We start from the raw sequence: 19,181 nt of genomic DNA on the forward strand, positions 1-19,181 counted from the left end.
AGTTTAAACTTACTTACTGAAAACGAGCAACTTATAAAATGAAAAAGTGTAATTTCATTTTGGTGCTAGGGCTGCTCACCTTCATTCATATTTCTGCACAAACCACCCTTACTGGAACTGTAGTTGATGCCGCCACTTTCAATAAAATAGAAGAGGTTGCTATTAGCATTGAGGGAACTGGTTTTAATGGCTCAAGCAACAATAACGGAGAGTTTATAATTTCTGGAGAAATACCGGAGGGTAACCTGGTACTTCTGTTTGTTAAAAATGGATATCTAAACCTACGCTTACCCTTAAATATTAGCCAAGGAGAACACAAAGATCTCGATCTCATATCGCTTAGAGCAGATCTTCTTAAAGAGCAAATTCAAATTGGTATTATAAGCCTGTCTGATGCTGAATTAAATGAAGAAGATGCCAATATAGCAAGTGTTTCTGGATTACTTCAAGCTACAAAAGATGTATTCTTAAATGCTGCTGCTTTTGATTTTAGCGCTACGTTTTTTAGACTTCGAGGACTGGATAGTGAATATGGAAGATTACTCATTAATGGGATTGAGATGAACAAAATCTTTAATGGAAGGCCCCAGTGGAGCAATTGGGGTGGATTGAATGACGTACAACGCAATCAGCAATTTTCAATGGGAACCACCGCAAGCGAAGTTAGTTTTGGAGCTTTGGCTGGAACTACTAATATTACCATGAGAGCATCACAATTCCAAAAAGGTACGAGGCTATCTTATGCCTTGGCTAATAGAAGTTATAAAGGCAGAATTATGGCCACCTATAATTCTGGAGAATTAACAAATGGCTGGTTTTACTCTATATCTGCTTCAAGAAGATTTGCGGAAGAAGGGTTTATAGAGGGTACGCCTTATAATTCCAACTCATTCTTTATTTCTATAGAAAAGAAAATCAATGCTGCTCACAGTCTTAATTTCTCCGGATTTTATACGCCCGTAACCAGAGGGAAATCTTCTGCCAATACTCAGGAAGTCATAGATCTTAAAGGGCAGACTTACAACTCATTCTGGGGGGTTCAAGATGGAGAGATAAGAAATTCGAGATTGAAGGAGATAAAAGAACCCGTTTTAATGTTGAACCATTTCTGGAAACTTTCAGAAACTACAGAACTCAACACTAATCTTGCATATCAATTTGGAAAAACAGCCAATACTAGAATAGATTATGGTGGAACGAGATTGATTATTAGTGAAAATGGACAGGAAAGTTATATAGGGGGTGGTTCAAATCCAGATCCTTCTTATTACCAGAAGCTTCCAAGCTATTTCTTAAGATTTGAGAATAATCAGAATTATGAAGCCGCATATTTAGCCGCACAATATCTAAAAGATGAAGGTCAGGTAAATTGGAACCAAATATATAATGCGAATAGAATCGCTACAGAAAATGGAGGAAATTCTATTTATGTTATTTCTGAAGATAGAACAGATGACACTCAATTCTCTGCAAATACAATATTTTTTAGTAAACCAAATGATCATCTTATTATTAATTCACGATTGAATTATACGCATTTACAAAGCGAAAATTTTGCTTCCATAAGAGACCTTTTAGGAGGAAACGCTTACTTAGACATCGATTTTTTTGCGGAAGCAAATGCAGAAGATACTGAAGGTGTAACGGCCCAAAGCGATCTGGAAAATAGAAACAGATTGGTTGGAGAAGATGCTAAGTATAAATATAATTTCAACTTTACTGCAGATATTTTAAACGCATTTGCTCAGGCGCAATGGAGGTATAGTAGATGGGATCTCTACGCTGCTTTAGAAATCTCTCAAACTAGCTATCTAAGAAATGGACTTTTCAGAAATGGTCATTTTCCTAATAACTCGTTAGGAAAGAGTGATCAATTAAATTTCACAGATTTTGGGATTAAAGGGGGCGGTACCTACAAACTTTCCGGCAAACATTTAATTGAAGTGAATGCAGCTTACCTAACTAATGCCCCAACATTAAAGAATTCTTTTTCCAATCCTAGAGAAAATAACAATACGGTTAAAGACCTAACTTCAGAAATACTGAATACAGTAGATCTAAGCTACCGTTATAGAACGCCAAATCTTAAATTGAGAATTACCGGTTATGCATCAGAAGTAAAAGATGCCACTGAAATTTCATTTTATTACGCAGATGGACTTTCTGGCTTAGGACAAGCGGGAACTACTGCCTTTGTTCAGGAAATTCTTAAGGGAATAGATAAACAATTTTTTGGAGTAGAGTTGGGAGCAGAATATCAGATCACCACTACCTTTAAAATTAAAGGTGCTGCCGCTCTGGGGCAGTTTACCTATAGCAATAATCCTGAGCTGGTATTAACCTCTAACAATTTTGAATCTGCTATAAGTTATGGTCAATCTTATTTAAAGAATTATAGAATTGCCGGTGGACCACAAAATGCAGCTCAAATTGGCTTTGAATACCGCGATCCGGATTATTGGTGGTTTGGAACTACCGTAAATTATTTTTCTAATGCCTATGCAGATATTGCCCCTTTAAACAGAACCAGTAATTTTTCTAAAGATGTTGATGGCTTTACTCTTATTGATTATGATGAAGAAAGAGCAAAAAGTTTACTTGTTCAAGAGCAATTTGATAATTATATGCTCGTAAACGTCATTGGTGGTAAATCATGGTTGCTGAAGGGTGGTTACTATTTAGGATTCTTTATAAGCATTAACAATGTTCTTGATAAGGTATATAAAACCGGGGGATTTGAACAGGCGAGAAATGCAAATTTTAGAAACCTATTATCAGATAAAGAAAGAGAACAGCCAGTTTTTGGTAATAAATATTGGTACGGAAACGGTACCACATATTATGCAAATATGTATGTGAGATTTTAAAATTTAAGATTATGAGATCAAGATTCTATACCAGTCTAAGTATCCTAATTGTGCTATGCATTTCTTGTGTAAACACAGATGATTTTGAACTTCCGGAACCGGAAAGCCTTAAAGATGATTTTAATGGTATTACCACCAGTATATCTGCCGTAAAAGGGCATTATAATATAGAGACCAAAGAAATATACACTTTTCAGGAAACAGATGTTTTTATGGAAGGCTACGTAATTTCTAGTGATGAAGGAGGAAACTTCTATAAGAAGTTAGTGTTGCAAGATAAGCCTGAAAATCCAACTTCAGGAATACAAATACTTGTAGATGATGCATCCCTATTCAATTCTTACGAGTTTGGGAGAAAACTTTATATAAAATTAGATGGTTTGAGTCTTTGGAAGAATAATGGCGTTATGCAGTTAGGTATTCAGAATAGAGGAGATGTTGTGGTAATTCCAAAAGCATTAATAGAAGAACATCTTATCAAATCTATAAAGAGAGAGAATATTACACCCATATCGCTTACGTTATCTGAGTTTTCGTTGGCGTATGCTAATCTTTATGTTCAGGTGGAAGACGTTCAATTCAATAAGAATCTGGTTAGGGATGCTCATATTTTCAGCTTAGCAGGAGAAAGTACAGATAGATATGATGCAGAGCGGCAATTAGAGAGTTGTATAGATGGTTTCACAACAATGTTAAGCACTAGCACCTATTCAGATTTTAAATCAATGCTACTGCCTAAAGGTAGCGGAAGCATTACAGGTGTACTATCAAGGAATTTTTATGATGACCATTTTGTATTGATATTGAATTCTCCAAAAGATCTGAATTTTAGCAGCGGTAGCAGATGTGACCCGGAGTTCTTTACCTGTGGTAATGAAACAGAAATGGGGGTTGAGTTATTATTTGAAGAGAACTTTAATGCTATTACCAATGAAAACATGTTAGATAGAAAAGGCTGGACCAATATCAACATCAATGGAGGTAAGCGTTTTGAAGATGCTACACTTTTAGGAAATAGATTTCTGAGGGTTTCTGCTTATAATACGATGGAAAGTCCCATGGAAGTTTGGTTGGTTACTCCGAATATTAATTTGGATAAAAGTATAGAGGAGGTACTAACCTTTGAAATTAAGGCATCTTTTGATAATGCTACTATTTTAACCGTTTATATAACTGATGATTTTACTGGAAATCCGCGAACCACCAATTGGAAGCTTTTAGATGCTCAGGTTCCTAAAGGGCCATCTAACCAAAACGGACTCATCTTCAAAAAATCTGAATTTGATATTTCCTGTTTTAATGGGAATGTGAATATTGCATTTAAATATCTAGGATCTGCTCCAGATAAAACCACTACGTATGATATTGATAATGTACGGGTAACGGGAAATTAATCGTGTTTGATAAGCGAAATATATACCGGAAAATGATCTGAAAACCCACCGGTATAGCCATCAAAGTCATAACTTCTAAAAGGAAAACCCTGATATTGACCAGATAAGGAAATGAGGTAAGGCATGCTAAATATTTTGGCATCATAGAACTGTAAACCCTCTACATTACCAACAAATGAGTCTGAAATAAGGATCTGATCGAACAAGTGCCATTCATCTCTATGAGCAACAGAGCCCTTACCTTTTTGAGACATGATCTCCATGGGATTATGCAATTGTTGCTCATCTATTAGGGCAATATTGCTATTGGTTTGTAATATCTCTTTAAAACTCTTGCTGTTAGGACCATCGTTAAAATCTCCCATGCTAATGATCTTAGCCTTTGGATCTTTATGGTAAAGCTCTTCTATAATTTCTTTGTTAAGCATTGCAGCTTTTTCTCTGCGATAATTAGTTTCTTCTATTCCCTCGCCTCGAGATGGCCAATGATTTATTATCAGATTAACATTTTCACCATTTAAACTCCCTGAAACTAATAGCTGATCTCTAGTGTAAAACCTTCTATTTTCATCATCTAAATAATTGATTATTAGAGATTTTGGTTCTGAATGATGAACCGTAAATAAAGATTCTTGATATAGAAGTGCTACATCAATTCCGCGTTTGTCGGGAGAATCATAATGCACGATCTTGTAGTTAAAAGGGGAAAGATTAGGGTGATTTACAAGATCTTCTAAAACCGTTAGATTTTCTATTTCGCAAAGTCCGATCACCGCAGGGGCGGTTTTAGTACTCTCATGCCCAATTTCAGAAATAACTCTAGAGATATTCTTTATTTTATCTTCATATTTCTCCATGGTCCAAAGATCCTTGCCTTCAGGAGTTCTATCATCATCCCAGGTATGAGGATCATTTATGGTGTCGAATAAATTTTCAACATTATAGAATGCAATATTATAAAGATTATAGCTCAAGGTTAAATAGGATTAAATGAAATTAAAAATGGCCTCCATTTTAAAAGAGGCCATGAATTTTATTCTTCTTCATCTGTATACTTATCGTATTCCGGATATAAGAAGTTATTGTAAGGAAATCTAGTAATATGAATATCTCTAACAGCTTCGTAAACTTTACGTCTAAAATCTTCTATATTCTCTTTGTTCAGCGCAGAGATAAAGATCACATTATCACCCATTCTATTCATCCAGGTACGTTTCCAATCTTCTAAAGAATAGTGTTCTTCCGTTTTTTCTGTAATAAGATCGTCTTCCTCAATTTTGGTCTCTGTATAAGCATCAATCTTATTAAAAACCATGATAGTAGGTTTATTGCTACTCTTAATATCTGCCAAGGTTTGATTTACAGATTCAATATGGTCATCAAAATTCTCATGAGAGATATCTACTACGTGTAACAACAGATCTGCTTCTCTTACCTCGTCTAGAGTAGATTTAAAAGATTCTACCAATTGGGTAGGAAGTTTTCTAATAAATCCTACAGTATCTGTAAGCAAGAAAGGGAGGTTGCGAATTACCACTTTTCTTACTGTAGTATCTAAGGTTGCAAAAAGTTTGTTTTCAGCAAAAACCTCACTCTTACTAACAACATTCATAAGAGTAGATTTTCCAACGTTGGTATATCCTACTAAAGCAACTCTAACCAGAGCACCACGATTACCACGCTGTACTTCCATTTGTTTATCTATAACCTCTATTTTTTTCTTTAATAGGGCTATCTTATCTCGTACAATACGTCTATCTGTCTCTATTTCTGTTTCCCCGGGACCGCGCATTCCAATACCACCACGCTGACGCTCCAAGTGAGTCCACATACCCGCAAGTCTAGGCAATAAATATTGATATTGTGCCAATTCTACCTGAGTACGTGCATAACTGGTTTGTGCTCTTTGAGCAAAAATATCTAGGATGAGGTTGGTTCTATCTAAGATCTTAACATTAAGGATCTTTTCTATGTTCTTTTGTTGTGCTGGCGATAATTCATCATCAAAAATGGCAGTTCCAACTTCATTATCATCAATAAATTGTTTTACCTCCATGATCTTCCCAGAACCCATAAAGGTTTTTGGATCTGGTTTGTCCATTTTTTGAGTGAAACGTTTTAGGACTTCACCCCCTGCGGTATAAGTAAGAAATTCTAGTTCGTCTAGATATTCTTTTAATTTGCTTTCATCCTGATCTTGGGTAACTATACCTATTAGGACAGCTTTTTCGTAATTTAAATCAGTCTTTTCTATCATAGTCACAAAGTTAAACAATTGATGTTAATCGGTGTTTTAAAGCTAATAATTCAACATAAATTTAACTAGAACACAAAAAAAATAGCTGCTTAAAAATTTTTTAAGCAGCTATTTTAGAAGTTTAGTATACGTTAATGTTTCTTAGATCTTATAATTGATACCGAGTCCAAAGACTTCTCTAATTTGAAAGGCTCCAACGGCATTATCATCATAAATAGCTTGAAATAATAAATTTGCTGAGAGATATCTGTTAATGGTCATTTCCATGTTCATTAGATAATCTATATCTATATTACCGGGATTATCAAGGTAATTAGAATATAGATTAATAGAGTTCTCCATATTTACATTCTCTAGAATTTCAAATGTGGCTAAAGCGCTAATAGAGGCACCAAATTCAAACCTACTAGATTTTCCTTGATCTACTCCAAAATAATCTCCATCTACATAATCTACTCCAGATGTAAAAACATCATCCACAAAAATAAAGCGTGCTGTAGCCGGAGCTATATTAAACATGAAATTGTCGTTCTTTTTCCACATCATGCCAGGTCCAGTTTGTAAATAAGCAGGAGAAAAGAAATGAGTAGTTTCTGTACGAATAGTCTCTCCGGTGTCTGTATCTTCACTGTATTCATATCCTTTTGCGATCTGACTTCTAAAATTAAAGAAATAAGAATAATACCAATTAGAATCTGTCAATTGTTTACCTGCAATAGAATTAAACTCTATTCTGTCACTAGTCTTTCTTGTAAACTCATCATCTTTAGTTTTCGTTAGGCCGTAATTTGCCAGCAATTTATTATCCCAAGTAAAATCATTCATTCTATAATTAAGATCATAGTTCAATGTTAAGTTTCCTGAGACACTTGAAGTACCACCTCCTTTCCACTCTTTATTAAAAGCAGATTGGTTAAAAAGCAGTTGTATGTTACCATCCTTAGTCCATCCATTTGGCGGGATAGAATCTTTCTTTTTATCCTGTGCATTCGCAAAATTAGCAGCAAAAGCTAGGGTTAAGGCCAAGAGCATTTTTTTCATTTTTGAGCTGTGTTTTTTTGTTTAAATAAAGGTACAGAGGAGCATGCTTCTCCATAAAGTACGCTCTTTACAATAGGTTGCAATTTTTCAATAAGCAATAGATATGCATTCTCCGGAACTGGTTTATGGGAGCATCCCTTAACAATAACCGGTTTTCCTTCCAGAGCACTTAGATCCATATTTTGAATGATCTCTGTATATAATATAGTCTCTAATAGTTCGAGATCTCCAGAGATTACTTTTTTAGCATATGGCTGTAAATGGGTAGCTAAAAGCATATAAGCCCAGGCCGGAATTATTGCATCTGTAGAGCAGGTAAGTGCTACATATTGGTCTTTATACTTACTCCAATCATGAGCCATTGCTTTTTCTCTAAAGATGGTTTCTCTTAGAACAAGTCCTTCAAGCAGCCAGTCTTTAATATCAAAAAGACTACGCTCCCCTTTAGGATAGTAGTCTTCTAGATCAAAAGTTATAAGCTTGCTGTTTGCTACTCTATTAATAATTTCAGTAGACATAGTACAGTTATTTTTTAAATTATAGTAGGCCTAATTCTAATTTGGCTTCCTCACTCATAAGATCTTGCGTCCATGGTGGATCAAAAGTAATTTCTACTTCACAATCTTTTACCGTGTCTACAGATTTCACTCTTTCTTCTACTTCTCTAGGTAAAGATTCTGCCACAGGACAGTTAGGAGTTGTTAATGTCATTAAAATTTTTACATCATAGTCTGTATTAACCATAACGTCATAAATTAGACCTAGTTCATATATATCTACAGGAATTTCTGGATCATAGATAGTTTTTAAAACCTTTACTATCTTTTCTCCTAATTCTTCGGTGTTTATTTCTTGTTCCATTTTAATCTAATTGTGTTTGATATGCTAATGCATACATTTTAAGCTGCTTGATCATACTTACCAAACCATTGGCTCGGGTGGGAGAAAGATGTTCTTTAAGCCCAATATCATCTATAAATTGTGTGTCTGATTCTAATATTTCTGAAGGATGTTGATTGGAAAATGCACGAATAAGAATGGCAACTATCCCTTTTGTAATAATTGCATCACTATCTGCAGTAAAGTTCAACTTATTTCCATCTAATTGTGCGTGAACCCACACTTTACTCTGACAGCCTTTTATAAGGTTTTCTTCAACTTTATATTTTTCATCTATAAGAGGTAGAGATTTTCCCAGCTCAATCATATACTCATATCGTTCCATCCAGTCATCGAACATGGAGAACTCCTCTACTATTTCTTGCTGATTTTCCTTAATACTCATATATCTATAATTTGGTGCAAAAATACAATAACCTGTTTTGCTATTCAACAGTTTCTGCTAATCTTATTATAGCATTAACCAATGGAACAAGTGGTTTGGGCGCATTGCCTTTATCAAAGGTTTTAGAATTGTACACCACATCATTCCATTTTACATTAAGTTCGGCATGTGCAGCGGCATCCCGATTTCTCTCATCAGAATCTGACTCGTATGCATTAAGTGTTCTTATATCTATGGCTTCTGTTAAGTCGATCAAATTTTGATATTCTTCTGCTGTAATTGGTCTGGACTTAATAAGATCATCTATAGTGCCGGATTTAACCGTGATATCTTCTTTAGTAATGATATACGAGTTTGCAAAGCCTCTTGAAAATTCATCATAAGTAAATATCATATTTTCTTTCTGCTGATCTGCTTCTTGAGAACAAGATTTTAATGCCAGTAATGAGATAATGGCCAAGACTATATATTTCATATTATGAATTGTTTACAGAAATTAATAATACGAAAAGGAGGCGAATTATTGGTGGTTTTTAAGACTGAAGTGTTTTTGGATATTTCTACATGCTATTATCGAGCGGAGTCGAGATGTTTTGAAATGAGATAAACCCTCCGTCTTCGCTCAGGTGATAATAAAATTTACTCCAACATAGATTTAGCTCTTTTTACCGCAGCAATAAAAAGATCTATCTCTTCAAAACTGTTGTAAAAGGCAAAGGAAGCTCTTACTGTTCCCGGGATCTTATAGAAATCCATAATAGGCTGTGCGCAATGGTGACCTGTTCTTACAGCAATTCCAAGTTTATCTATGATGGTTCCAATATCGTAAGGATGAATACCTTCAATATTAAAAGAGATGACAGCCGTTTTATCCTTAGAAGTTCCGTAGATCTTAACTCCTTCTATCGCTAATAATTCTGAAGTTGCATACTCCAACAACTGATGCTCGTAGTTGGCAATAGTATCAAAACCAATAGCATTCATGTAATCTAAAGCGGCCCCAAATGCAATACCTCCACAAATATTTGGAGTTCCAGCTTCAAATTTATGAGGCAAATCTGCATAAGTTGTCTTTTCAAAAGTAACCGTAGCAATCATTTCACCGCCACCTTGATAGGGAGGAAGTTTTTTAAGCCATTCTTCTTTACCATAAAGCACTCCAACTCCTGTGGGTCCACATATTTTATGAGCAGAAGTCACATAAAAATCTACATCCAATTCTTGAACATCTGCTTTAATATGTGGTGCTGCCTGAGCTCCATCTACCAAAACCGCTGCTCCAATGGCATGAGCTGCATCTATGATTTTCTTAATAGGATTTACGGTACCAAGGGCGTTCGAAACGTGATTTACAAAGACCATTTTGGTCTTGTCTGAAAGCAACTTTTCATATTCTTCAAAGATCAATTCTCCATTTTGAGACATAGGAATCACTTTAAGAATAGCTCCGGTTTTCTCACATAACATTTGCCAAGGCACAATGTTAGAATGATGCTCCAAGGCAGAAACAATTATTTCATCATCTTTTTCAAGCAAGGAGGCAAAACCGTTAGCCACCATGTTTATTCCATGAGTAGTTCCTGAAGTAAATATGATCTCGTAAGATTTTTCAGCATTAAAATGCGTCTGAATGGTCTTTCTAGCCTCTTCGTACTTATCTGTAGCCTCTTGAGATAATGTGTGCACTCCACGATGAATGTTGGCATTGTAGTTTGAATAATAATCTACAATAACATTTATGACTTGTTGCGGAGTTTGAGAAGTAGCTGCATTGTCAAAATACACCAAGGGATGTCCATTGACTTTCCGCTTTAAAATTGGAAAATCATTTCTGATCTTTTCAAGGTCGAACGGAATTTTTTCTGCAGCAACTTTCATATAATTTTTACTTTTTTTGGAAGGATACTATAATAAGGCTTATAGATCGAATCCTAAGCTCACTCCTAATTTAAGAGCGATCTGGTGTGTAATTCTTTTTTTGATCTCTGGAATTTTTACACTTTCCAAAACATTGTTAGCAAAAGCGTACATCAATAAAGCCTTAGCTTCTTTTAGCGGAATACCTCTAGATCTTAAATAGAATAAAGACTCTTCATCTAATTGCCCAATGGTACAACCGTGACTACATTTTACATCATCTGCAAAGATCTCTAATTGAGGTTTTGCGTTGATGGTAGCTTTATCATCCAACAAGATGTTGTTATTTGCCTGAAAAGCGTTTATTTTCTGAGCCTCTTTATTTACCAATACTTTTCCGTTGAAAACTCCAACAGAGGTATCTGCAAAGATCCCTTTATAGTCCTGATGACTTTCGCAATTAGGAGAAATATGGTGAACTAGCGTATTATGGTCTACATGCTGTTTTTCTTCAATTATGGTTATCCCTTTTAAGGTAGAATCACAGTGCTCTCCTTTTTGATAAAAGTTTAAATTGTTTCTGGTTAACTTTCCTCCAAAGGAAAAGGTATGCATAGAACAATTACTATCATCTTTTTGGTCTACATAGGTGTTATCTATTAAAGAAGCGGAAGATTTATCATTTTGAATCTTATAATAATCTATAATAGCTCTCTTAGCTGCAAAGATCTCTGTAACCGAATTGGTAAGCACAGGATTCTCTGTTAGACTTTGATGACGCTCTATGATCTGAACTTGAGAGTTCTCATCTGCAATGATCAAATTTCGAGGCTGAACCAATAATGCTGATTCATTTCCCGTAGAGAAATTAATGATCTGAATAGGCTTATCTGCAACCTGATTCTTATGTATATGAATAAATGCCCCTTCTCTAGAAAATGCAGTATTTAAAGGAGTAAATCCATTTTCTTTAGTTACTAATTTATTGAAATAAGTATCTATTAGATCCTTATATTTTGGCTTATTTAGCGCAGAAGACATCAAACAAACATCAATCTTATCATGTGTAGTTTGAGAAAGATGTGAAGAGAAAATCCCATCTATAAATACAAGGTTATAGGTATCTATATCATGAATAAGATATTTCTTAATATCACGGTATTCTATTGCATCCTCCTTTTTAGGGAATACACTATAATCTTCTTTTAATATTGAATTAAGGGAAGTGTATTTCCAAGCTTCCTGTTTTTTTGTAGGAAAACCAAGAGATTCAAATTCTTTTATAGCATCATATCTTAACTGATGTATGTCCGAATCTGTATCTAAGGCTTCTTCAAAAGCTAAAAAGGAAGAGATTAATTTATCTTTTAATTCCATAATGTTTTTCAATTTTCATTGCCTAAACAGGTCATATCTCTAAAACCAACAAGGCTCTAATTTTTATTCTTTAATAATTCATTCTGCAATAATAATTGCTGCTCAGAATTATTTAAGAAACTGCATTCTCTTGTTTAATCCAGTCATATCCTCTTTCCTCTAGCTCTAAAGCAAGTTCTTTTCCACCAGATTTTACAATCTTACCATCCAGCATAACATGTACAAAATCTGGAACTATGTAGTCTAACAAACGTTGGTAGTGCGTGATCACTAATACCGCGTTGTCTTTACTTTTCAAAGCATTTACACCTTTAGAAACCACTTTCAAAGCATCTATATCCAAACCAGAATCTGTTTCATCTAAAATGGCCAATTTAGGCTCTAGCATAGCCATTTGAAAGATCTCATTTCTCTTCTTTTCACCACCTGAGAATCCTTGGTTTAGAGAACGAGATAAAAACTTTCTGTCTATCTCTAATAATTCAGATTTCTCACGAATTAGTTTCAACATCTCATTAGCCGGCATGTCTTCTAATCCTTTAGATTTTCTGTGGGCGTTAATAGAGGCTTTCATAAAGTTGGTTACAGAAACTCCAGGAATCTCTACAGGATATTGAAAAGATAAGAAGACACCAGCATGTGCTCTTTCTTCAGGATCTAATTCTGTAAGGTCTTTACCTTCAAAAATAATCTCTCCAGCTGTCATCTCATATTCTTCCTTTCCTGCAATAACAGAAGATAACGTACTTTTTCCAGATCCGTTAGGACCCATGATAGCGTGTACCTCTCCTGGATTTATTTCAAGATTAATTCCTTTAAGGATTTCCTTATCCTCTATGTTTGCGTGTAAATTCTTTATTTTAAGCATAATTATATGGTATACATCCGTTACAACCGGACATTTTTACTTCTTTAATTCTTCGTTTGCAGGTTTCTTTTCGGCAAAGATCTTTACAACTTCTGTAATTTCAATTACCTGTGAATATCCTGTTGATTTTTTACTATCTATAACCTTACCCTTAACTTCTACCGGAACTATAGTTGCGTTCTCTAATGTGTATTCATTAAAGCTTTTTTTGAGATCTGCAGTCACAGAATCTAATTGAACCTGAAATACAAACTGGTCTCCTTTAAGTACAGCAGAGTTTCCTACAGAAATAAAATTTCCTTTGTAATTCTGAATGCTGTCCACAGCTTTAACTTCAACTTCATTCTCTACAGTAGATTGCGTTTCGTTCTCACAAGATACCGTAGTGGCAATAAGGGCAAATATGAAAAATAGTCTTTTTAACATTCTTACTTATTTATCCTACAGAACCCTCTAAAGAGATCTCTAACAATTTTTGAGCTTCTACGGCAAATTCCATAGGAAGTTTATTTAATACTTCTTTACTAAAACCATTTACGATCAAGGCAATTGCCTTTTCAGTATCTATACCGCGCTGGTTACAATAAAAGATTTGGTCTTCACCAATCTTACTGGTAGTAGCTTCATGCTCCACCTTAGCAGATTTATTTTTAACTTCTATATATGGAAAAGTATGCGCTCCACATTTATTCCCCATCAATAATGAATCACATTGAGAGAAATTTCGAGCGTTCTCTGCTCTACTGTTTATCTGAACTAATCCTCTGTAAGAATTCTGAGATTTTCCTGCAGAAATCCCTTTAGAAATAATGGTACTCTTAGTATTCTTACCAAGGTGGATCATTTTTGTTCCTGTATCCGCTTGCTGATAATTATTAGTAACGGCAATAGAGTAGAACTCTCCTATAGAATTATCTCCTTTTAAGATACAAGATGGATATTTCCAGGTTACAGCAGAACCGGTTTCAACCTGCGTCCATGAGATCTTAGCGTTTTTCTCACAAAGACCACGTTTAGTCACAAAGTTATAAACCCCACCTTTTCCTTCTTTACTTCCAGGATACCAGTTTTGAACTGTAGAATACTTAATTTCTGCTCCATCTAAAGCAATAAGTTCTACAACTGCAGCGTGTAATTGATTTTCATCTCTTGTTGGAGCAGTACATCCTTCTAAATAACTTACATAGCTATCTTCATCGGCAACCAATAAAGTTCTTTCAAACTGACCGGTTCCTGCCTGATTGATCCTAAAATAAGTAGAAAGTTCCATTGGGCACTTTACTCCTTTAGGAATGTAGCAAAAAGAACCATCACTAAATACTGCCGAATTTAGTGCTGCATAAAAATTATCTTTCTGAGGAACCACAGTTCCAAGATATTTCTTCACAAGTTCAGGGTATTCTTTTATTGCTTCAGAGATACTCATAAATATGATTCCCTTTTCTGCCAATGTTTTTTTGAAGGTAGTAGCAACAGATACAGAATCTACTACAATATCCATTGCAATATTATTCATCTTCTTTTGCTCATCTACAGAGATCCCTAATTTTTTGTACATCGCTAAAAGATCAGGATCTACATCATCTAAGGTCTTATTAGGGTCTACAGATGTTGGAGATGAATAATAAGAGATCGCTTGAAAATCTGGTTTTTGGTAATGTACATTAGCCCATTCCGGTTCTGTCATCTCTTCCCAAATGCGAAAAGCCTCTAGTCTCCAGTTGGTCATCCATTCCGGCTCCTCTTTTTTCTTAGAAATTGCGCGAACAATATCTTCGTTCAAACCAATAGGAAAAGTATCAGATTTGAAATCGGTATAAAATCCATACTCATACTCTTTTGTCTCGAGCTCCTTCTTTAAATCGTCTTCAGTATATGCCATATTCTAATGTTCAATATTCTTTAATTCAAAGTTTAAAATTGTTTAAACTTATTTGCTTAAAAATAACTTTAACTGCAAGTATCGTTTTAAGCATCTTTTATGTTTTCCAAGCACAAGTGATTTGTTGTGCGCTGTATCAATTGTTATTTTGATATATTATTCCTCAAAAAAACTCTATATAATTATCGAATCTCTAAGCAGGATCTTTTAATTGCTGGTATGGAATCTTGGATCTGAAAATTACCACTTATAGTGAAAAACTTTCACCGCATCCACAGGTACGTTGTGCGTTTGGATTGTTAAAAACAAATCCTTTTCCGTTTAATCCTCCAGAATATTCCAAAATAGTTCCGGCTAAATACAATACACTTTTTTTATCTACAACGATCTTTACTTCGTTGTCTTCAAATAATTTATCGTTATCTGCTTGAGATTTATCAAATTTCAATTCATAGGACAATCCAGAGCATCCGCCACTTTTCACACCTACACGCACAAAATCTGTAGAAGCATTATAGCCTTCATCAGACATGAGCAATGCAATCCTTTTTTTTGCGTCTTCGCTTACCTTTATCATAGCTAAAAAGATTAGTCTTAATTTTGTGCAAATATACTACAAAACAAACGGTTTACCATATCCTATAGATTTGATTTAAGTATAGGAGCATAGGCAGTTACAATGGAAGAAAATAATATTATTAAAGTGCTATTATGCATCTAATCAGTTGTATAATCTACTTTAAAAATTAGGTTCGCCATTAAAATGGTTTGTGTTTAGAATGAATTTCTTAAAATCCCGATTAAATGGGGGATGTTGAAATAATATTCATTTATTTTGCATTTCAAAACTTCAATTATGTTAGAAGATAGTCACCAAAGCAAAACAAACCTTTCAGAATTAGGCGAATTTGGTCTAATAGACCTCTTAACCAAAAATCTGGCTCCCAAGTTGGCATCTACCATTAGATCTATAGGAGATGATGCTGCAGTAATGGATTTTAAAGACAAACAAACCTTGGTAACTACAGATCTTCTTGTAGAAGGAGTCCATTTTGATCTTGCTTATATGCCTCTAAAACACTTAGGGTACAAAGCGGTAATGGTTAATTTATCTGATGTGTATGCAATGAATGGAATTGCGTCCCAAATTACTGTGGGAATTGCCTGTTCCAATCGTTTTCCTGTAGAGGCTTTAGAAGAATTATATGCAGGAATAGAGCTGGCGGCTAAAATATATAATATAGATGTGGTTGGAGGAGATACTACTTCTTCTACCAAGGGACTTTTAATTAGCATTACTGCTATTGGGAGTGCGGCTAAGGAAGATGTAGTGTATAGAGATGGTGCAAAACCCAATGATCTTCTAGTGGTAACCGGAGATCTTGGTGCAGCATATATGGGATTGCAGATCTTGGAGCGTGAGAAGGAAGTTTTTAAGGTAAATCCAAATTCTCAGCCAGACCTAGATGCATATACCTATTTAATTGAAAGACAGTTGAAACCGGAAGCGCGTAGAGATATTTCTGGATTGTTGAAAGGCTTGGAAGTGAAGCCTACATCTATGATAGATATAAGTGATGGTCTATCTTCTGAAATTATTCATCTATGTAAGAACTCTAAAGTAGGAGTAAACCTATTTGAAGATAAAATTCCATTAGATCCCGCTGTGATTGCAGCGTGTGAAGAATTTGAAATAGATAGTACCACAATAGCTCTTAGCGGTGGAGAAGATTACGAATTACTGTTTACAGTTGCTCAAGAGGATTTTGAAAAAATTAAAGGCAATCCAAATTTTAGCATCATCGGCCACATGACAGAGGAGAGGGAAGGTATGCACTTAATAACTCGAGGCAATACTAAGATCCCTTTAATAGCTAAAGGTTGGAACGCGTTAGAAAGAGAAGACGAAGCCTAAATTAAGAAGTAGCGTGGTTGGCATATACTCTCTGGCAACGCTTTTTGTGAATCTTTCTTATATATTCATTGGTTTCTTTGAACTTTGGGGTAAGTCTTGCTATAAAGCCATTCGCTGTATCTGTAAGTTCTAAGCCGCATTTAGCACATTTATATTCGTGAATGTGATCTGTTACATTTTTTGAGACCTCTAATTTGTGGCCAAATATTTTGCAGATCGCGTTTGCAAAGGAAAATGACTTAAGATTTTTGTTCTCCATAAAAGGTTGATTTGCTTGATTGTAAGTGTAAAATTATAAAAAAAAGTTAAATAATTGGTTAAAAGGTATAATTAATCGATTAAGTGCAGAAAACTTTTTATCTCATCCCTATTTTCTAAATAAGACAAGTGACCGTCATTTAAACTCAAGAGTTCGCTCTTACAATGATTAGCGATCTCTTTTATGCTATGATAATCTAATATTGGGTCATTTTTACCTGCTATAAGATATTTTGGAATTTTTAGATTCGTTAAGATCTCTAATCTATTTGTACGAATTTTCATCCCTTTTATTGCGGCTATAATTCCTGTGGTAGAAAACTTTAGAGCCTCTTTTTTCAGCTCATCTAATTCATTCTTGAACTTCAAGCTATTTTCTTCTGATATCAAATTAGAAATTGCCATGTTTATAAAGGCTGCTTTATTTCGCTCAACCAAAGACGCTGCTCTGTCTCTAGTTTCCTTTCGTTCTTCAGAATCTTCATCTGGAGTAGAATTCATAAGAACCAAGCCAGAAATTTCTGAAGGATACTTTTCCGCATAAGCTAAGCTTACATATCCACCCATAGAGTGTCCTACTAATGTTGATCTACTAACTTTTAAATAAGAAAGGATATAATGAACGGCCTCCGCCATTAATTCCATACTATGCACTTTCTCTAAATTTCCCGACCGCCCGTGACCCGGTAGGTCAATGCATATTACCTGTCTTTTTTCTGAAAGGGAAGGAATGAAAGATTCCCACATATTGCTGCTTTCTAAAAATCCATGTAAGAAAACTATTGGATTTCCAATACCTTTGGAGGTATAATATAACTGCGTATTTCTGTAGTTTAGCGTCATGTAATTAATATATTATAATATTTTAGAATTCAAAATGAAATTTACCAAAGAAACCTTTATTGTAGGATTTGCTTTATTTGCCTTATTTTTTGGAGCCGGTAATTTAATACTACCCCCATATTTAGGCTTTTTTGCCGGGAGAGAATGGTATTTGGTAGCATTAGGATTTGTGATCTCTGGGATAGGAATTCCGTTATTGGGAATCTTAGCCCATGCAAGATTACAGGGAAGTATGTTTAATTTTGCAAATAAGATATCTCCTGTATTTAGTGTTATCTTCTGCATATTGGTATATATGATAGCGGTTGCAATTCCTGCTCCAAGAACGGCGGCTGTAACGCACGAAATTGCGATTGCTCCTTTTTTTGATATCACTCCATTAACAACAAGTATTGTATATTATTTTTTGGTGTTCATATTCGTGATCAAAAGATCTACAGTTGTGAATAACATGGGGAAATTCTTAACCCCTGCAATCTTGTTATTATTATTGATAATCATTTTCTCCGGATTCTTTTCAGAATATTTGCCCATGGATGAACCGGTAACAGAAATGCCTATACTTTCAGGTTTTTTTGAAGGATATCAAACTTTTGATGCCATTGCTGCTTTGGTAGTTGGAGGGGTAATCATTATCTCTGTTAAGCTGAAAGGATTTACAAGCCCTTCAGAAATTAGAACTATTATTACCACTTCTGCTTTCTTAGCTGCTCTCGGATTGCTATTTGTCTATGGCGGATTAATTTATAACGGCGCCATGGTAAATTCAGAATTTCCGGATACCATTACTAGAACCGAATTACTTTCAGGAATAAGCCTTTTAAATTTAGGAAGTTTAGCTCAAATTGCACTAGCTATTCTAGTAGCATTAGCTTGCTTTACAACCGCAGTAGGCATAGTAACAGGAACTGCAGATTTTCTAACTGAAAGAATAGGTAAGCCAATTGTTTATCCTGTTACGGTGGTATTAGCCTGTTTAATGGGGATAGTTATAGGTGCATTATCTGTTAATGCCATAATAGAATTTGCTTTGCCGGTACTTTTGCTTATCTATCCTGTTACCATTGTTTTAATTATTTTGAACGTGCTTCCGGAGCATTGGAGAACCCGATTAATAATGACTACAACTGTAGTTGCAACTATCATCTTCAGTTTGCCGGATGCCTTTAAATATTTGATATCTCCAGAATCTTTCGATAATGTAAAGCGTTTAATTCCACTTGCAGATTATGGATTGGGATGGGTAATTCCTGCGCTACTAGTATTTCTTGCAGCATTATTATATCAGAATTTTATTCAAAAGAAATCTGAAATTAGCGCATAAAAAAACTGCCTTA

19 protein-coding genes are annotated in these 19,181 nt (G+C 34.9%); 4 read left to right on the plus strand and 15 right to left on the minus strand.

Annotated elements, in window-relative coordinates; translation table 11 throughout:
- Positions 1–38 precede the first annotated feature (38 nt).
- Both BLT84_RS04885 and BLT84_RS04890 read left to right on the plus strand, forming a co-directional pair.
- The gene (locus tag BLT84_RS04885) at positions 39–2,867 is read left to right on the plus strand and encodes a carboxypeptidase-like regulatory domain-containing protein (protein WP_091263301.1); all 2,829 of its coding nucleotides are present in this window, start codon (positions 39–41) and stop codon (positions 2,865–2,867) included.
- 11 nt (positions 2,868–2,878) lie between these two features.
- Positions 2,879–4,261 carry a DUF5689 domain-containing protein gene (locus BLT84_RS04890; RefSeq protein WP_091263303.1) on the plus strand — a complete coding sequence of 461 codons (1,383 nt, stop codon included), beginning with the start codon at positions 2,879–2,881 and terminating at the stop codon, positions 4,259–4,261.
- Here BLT84_RS04890 and BLT84_RS04895 read toward each other — a convergent pair.
- The 13 genes from BLT84_RS04895 to BLT84_RS04955 all read right to left on the minus strand — a co-directional run bounded on the left by BLT84_RS04895 (position 4,258) and on the right by BLT84_RS04955 (position 15,405).
- Positions 4,258–5,235 (minus strand): endonuclease, encoded by a 978-nt coding sequence (locus BLT84_RS04895; protein WP_091263305.1) that lies wholly within the window; start codon positions 5,233–5,235, stop codon positions 4,258–4,260. The genes BLT84_RS04890 and BLT84_RS04895 overlap by 4 nt on opposite strands.
- Positions 5,236–5,294: 59 nt before the next feature.
- A complete protein-coding gene (gene hflX / locus BLT84_RS04900) occupies positions 5,295–6,518 on the minus strand; it encodes a GTPase HflX (protein ID WP_034887014.1) in 1,224 nt (407 codons plus the stop codon).
- 141 nt (positions 6,519–6,659) lie between these two features.
- A complete protein-coding gene (locus BLT84_RS04905; protein WP_091263307.1) occupies positions 6,660–7,559 on the minus strand; it encodes a DUF3078 domain-containing protein in 900 nt (299 codons plus the stop codon).
- Complete coding sequence (locus BLT84_RS04910) at positions 7,556–8,077, minus strand: DUF2480 family protein (RefSeq protein ID WP_034887012.1); 522 nt, start codon at positions 8,075–8,077, stop codon at positions 7,556–7,558. The genes BLT84_RS04905 and BLT84_RS04910 overlap by 4 nt, the downstream gene beginning before the upstream one ends.
- Positions 8,078–8,096: 19 nt before the next feature.
- Positions 8,097–8,420, minus strand: coding sequence for an SUF system Fe-S cluster assembly protein (locus BLT84_RS04915; protein WP_034887011.1), 324 nt, complete (start codon positions 8,418–8,420; stop codon positions 8,097–8,099).
- Position 8,421: 1 nt separating this feature from the next.
- Positions 8,422–8,844: a SufE family protein gene (locus BLT84_RS04920; protein ID WP_034887010.1), complete on the minus strand. Its 423-nt coding sequence runs from the start codon at positions 8,842–8,844 to the stop codon at positions 8,422–8,424.
- Between the two features lie 40 nt (positions 8,845–8,884).
- The gene (locus BLT84_RS04925; protein ID WP_091263309.1) at positions 8,885–9,319 is read right to left on the minus strand and encodes a hypothetical protein; all 435 of its coding nucleotides are present in this window, start codon (positions 9,317–9,319) and stop codon (positions 8,885–8,887) included.
- A gap of 164 nt (positions 9,320–9,483) precedes the next feature.
- On the minus strand, positions 9,484–10,722 hold the full coding sequence (locus BLT84_RS04930; RefSeq protein WP_091263311.1) for an aminotransferase class V-fold PLP-dependent enzyme: 1,239 nt from the start codon (positions 10,720–10,722) through the stop codon (positions 9,484–9,486).
- Positions 10,723–10,761: 39 nt separating this feature from the next.
- Entirely contained in the window at positions 10,762–12,078 is a 1,317-nt protein-coding gene (sufD, locus tag BLT84_RS04935) for a Fe-S cluster assembly protein SufD (protein ID WP_091263313.1), read from the minus strand.
- A 112-nt stretch (positions 12,079–12,190) separates the two neighbouring features.
- On the minus strand, positions 12,191–12,946 hold the full coding sequence (gene sufC / locus BLT84_RS04940; RefSeq protein ID WP_034887006.1) for a Fe-S cluster assembly ATPase SufC: 756 nt from the start codon (positions 12,944–12,946) through the stop codon (positions 12,191–12,193).
- Positions 12,947–12,982: 36 nt separating this feature from the next.
- Positions 12,983–13,372: a hypothetical protein gene (locus tag BLT84_RS04945; RefSeq protein WP_091263316.1), complete on the minus strand. Its 390-nt coding sequence runs from the start codon at positions 13,370–13,372 to the stop codon at positions 12,983–12,985.
- 10 nt (positions 13,373–13,382) lie between these two features.
- A complete protein-coding gene (sufB, locus tag BLT84_RS04950) occupies positions 13,383–14,828 on the minus strand; it encodes a Fe-S cluster assembly protein SufB (protein ID WP_034887004.1) in 1,446 nt (481 codons plus the stop codon).
- A 247-nt stretch (positions 14,829–15,075) separates the two neighbouring features.
- Positions 15,076–15,405 carry a HesB/IscA family protein gene (locus BLT84_RS04955; RefSeq protein WP_034887003.1) on the minus strand — a complete coding sequence of 110 codons (330 nt, stop codon included), beginning with the start codon at positions 15,403–15,405 and terminating at the stop codon, positions 15,076–15,078.
- A 279-nt stretch (positions 15,406–15,684) separates the two neighbouring features.
- On the opposite strand from BLT84_RS04955, the gene thiL reads away from it, so the two are divergent.
- Positions 15,685–16,743 carry a thiamine-phosphate kinase gene (thiL, locus tag BLT84_RS04960; protein ID WP_034887002.1) on the plus strand — a complete coding sequence of 353 codons (1,059 nt, stop codon included), beginning with the start codon at positions 15,685–15,687 and terminating at the stop codon, positions 16,741–16,743.
- 1 nt (position 16,744) lies between these two features.
- Here thiL and BLT84_RS04965 read toward each other — a convergent pair whose 3' ends face one another.
- The gene (locus BLT84_RS04965; RefSeq protein ID WP_034887001.1) at positions 16,745–17,002 is read right to left on the minus strand and encodes a hypothetical protein; all 258 of its coding nucleotides are present in this window, start codon (positions 17,000–17,002) and stop codon (positions 16,745–16,747) included.
- Positions 17,003–17,073: 71 nt separating this feature from the next.
- Positions 17,074–17,844 (minus strand): alpha/beta fold hydrolase, encoded by a 771-nt coding sequence (locus BLT84_RS04970; protein ID WP_091263318.1) that lies wholly within the window; start codon positions 17,842–17,844, stop codon positions 17,074–17,076.
- A 34-nt stretch (positions 17,845–17,878) separates the two neighbouring features.
- Here BLT84_RS04970 and brnQ point away from each other — a divergent pair, with 34 nt between their 5' ends.
- The gene (gene brnQ, locus BLT84_RS04975; RefSeq protein WP_091263320.1) at positions 17,879–19,168 is read left to right on the plus strand and encodes a branched-chain amino acid transport system II carrier protein; all 1,290 of its coding nucleotides are present in this window, start codon (positions 17,879–17,881) and stop codon (positions 19,166–19,168) included.
- Positions 19,169–19,181 lie beyond the last annotated feature (13 nt).

Origin of the sequence: Gillisia sp. Hel1_33_143, assembly GCF_900104765.1 — a bacterium.
Taxonomy (GTDB): domain Bacteria; phylum Bacteroidota; class Bacteroidia; order Flavobacteriales; family Flavobacteriaceae; genus Gillisia.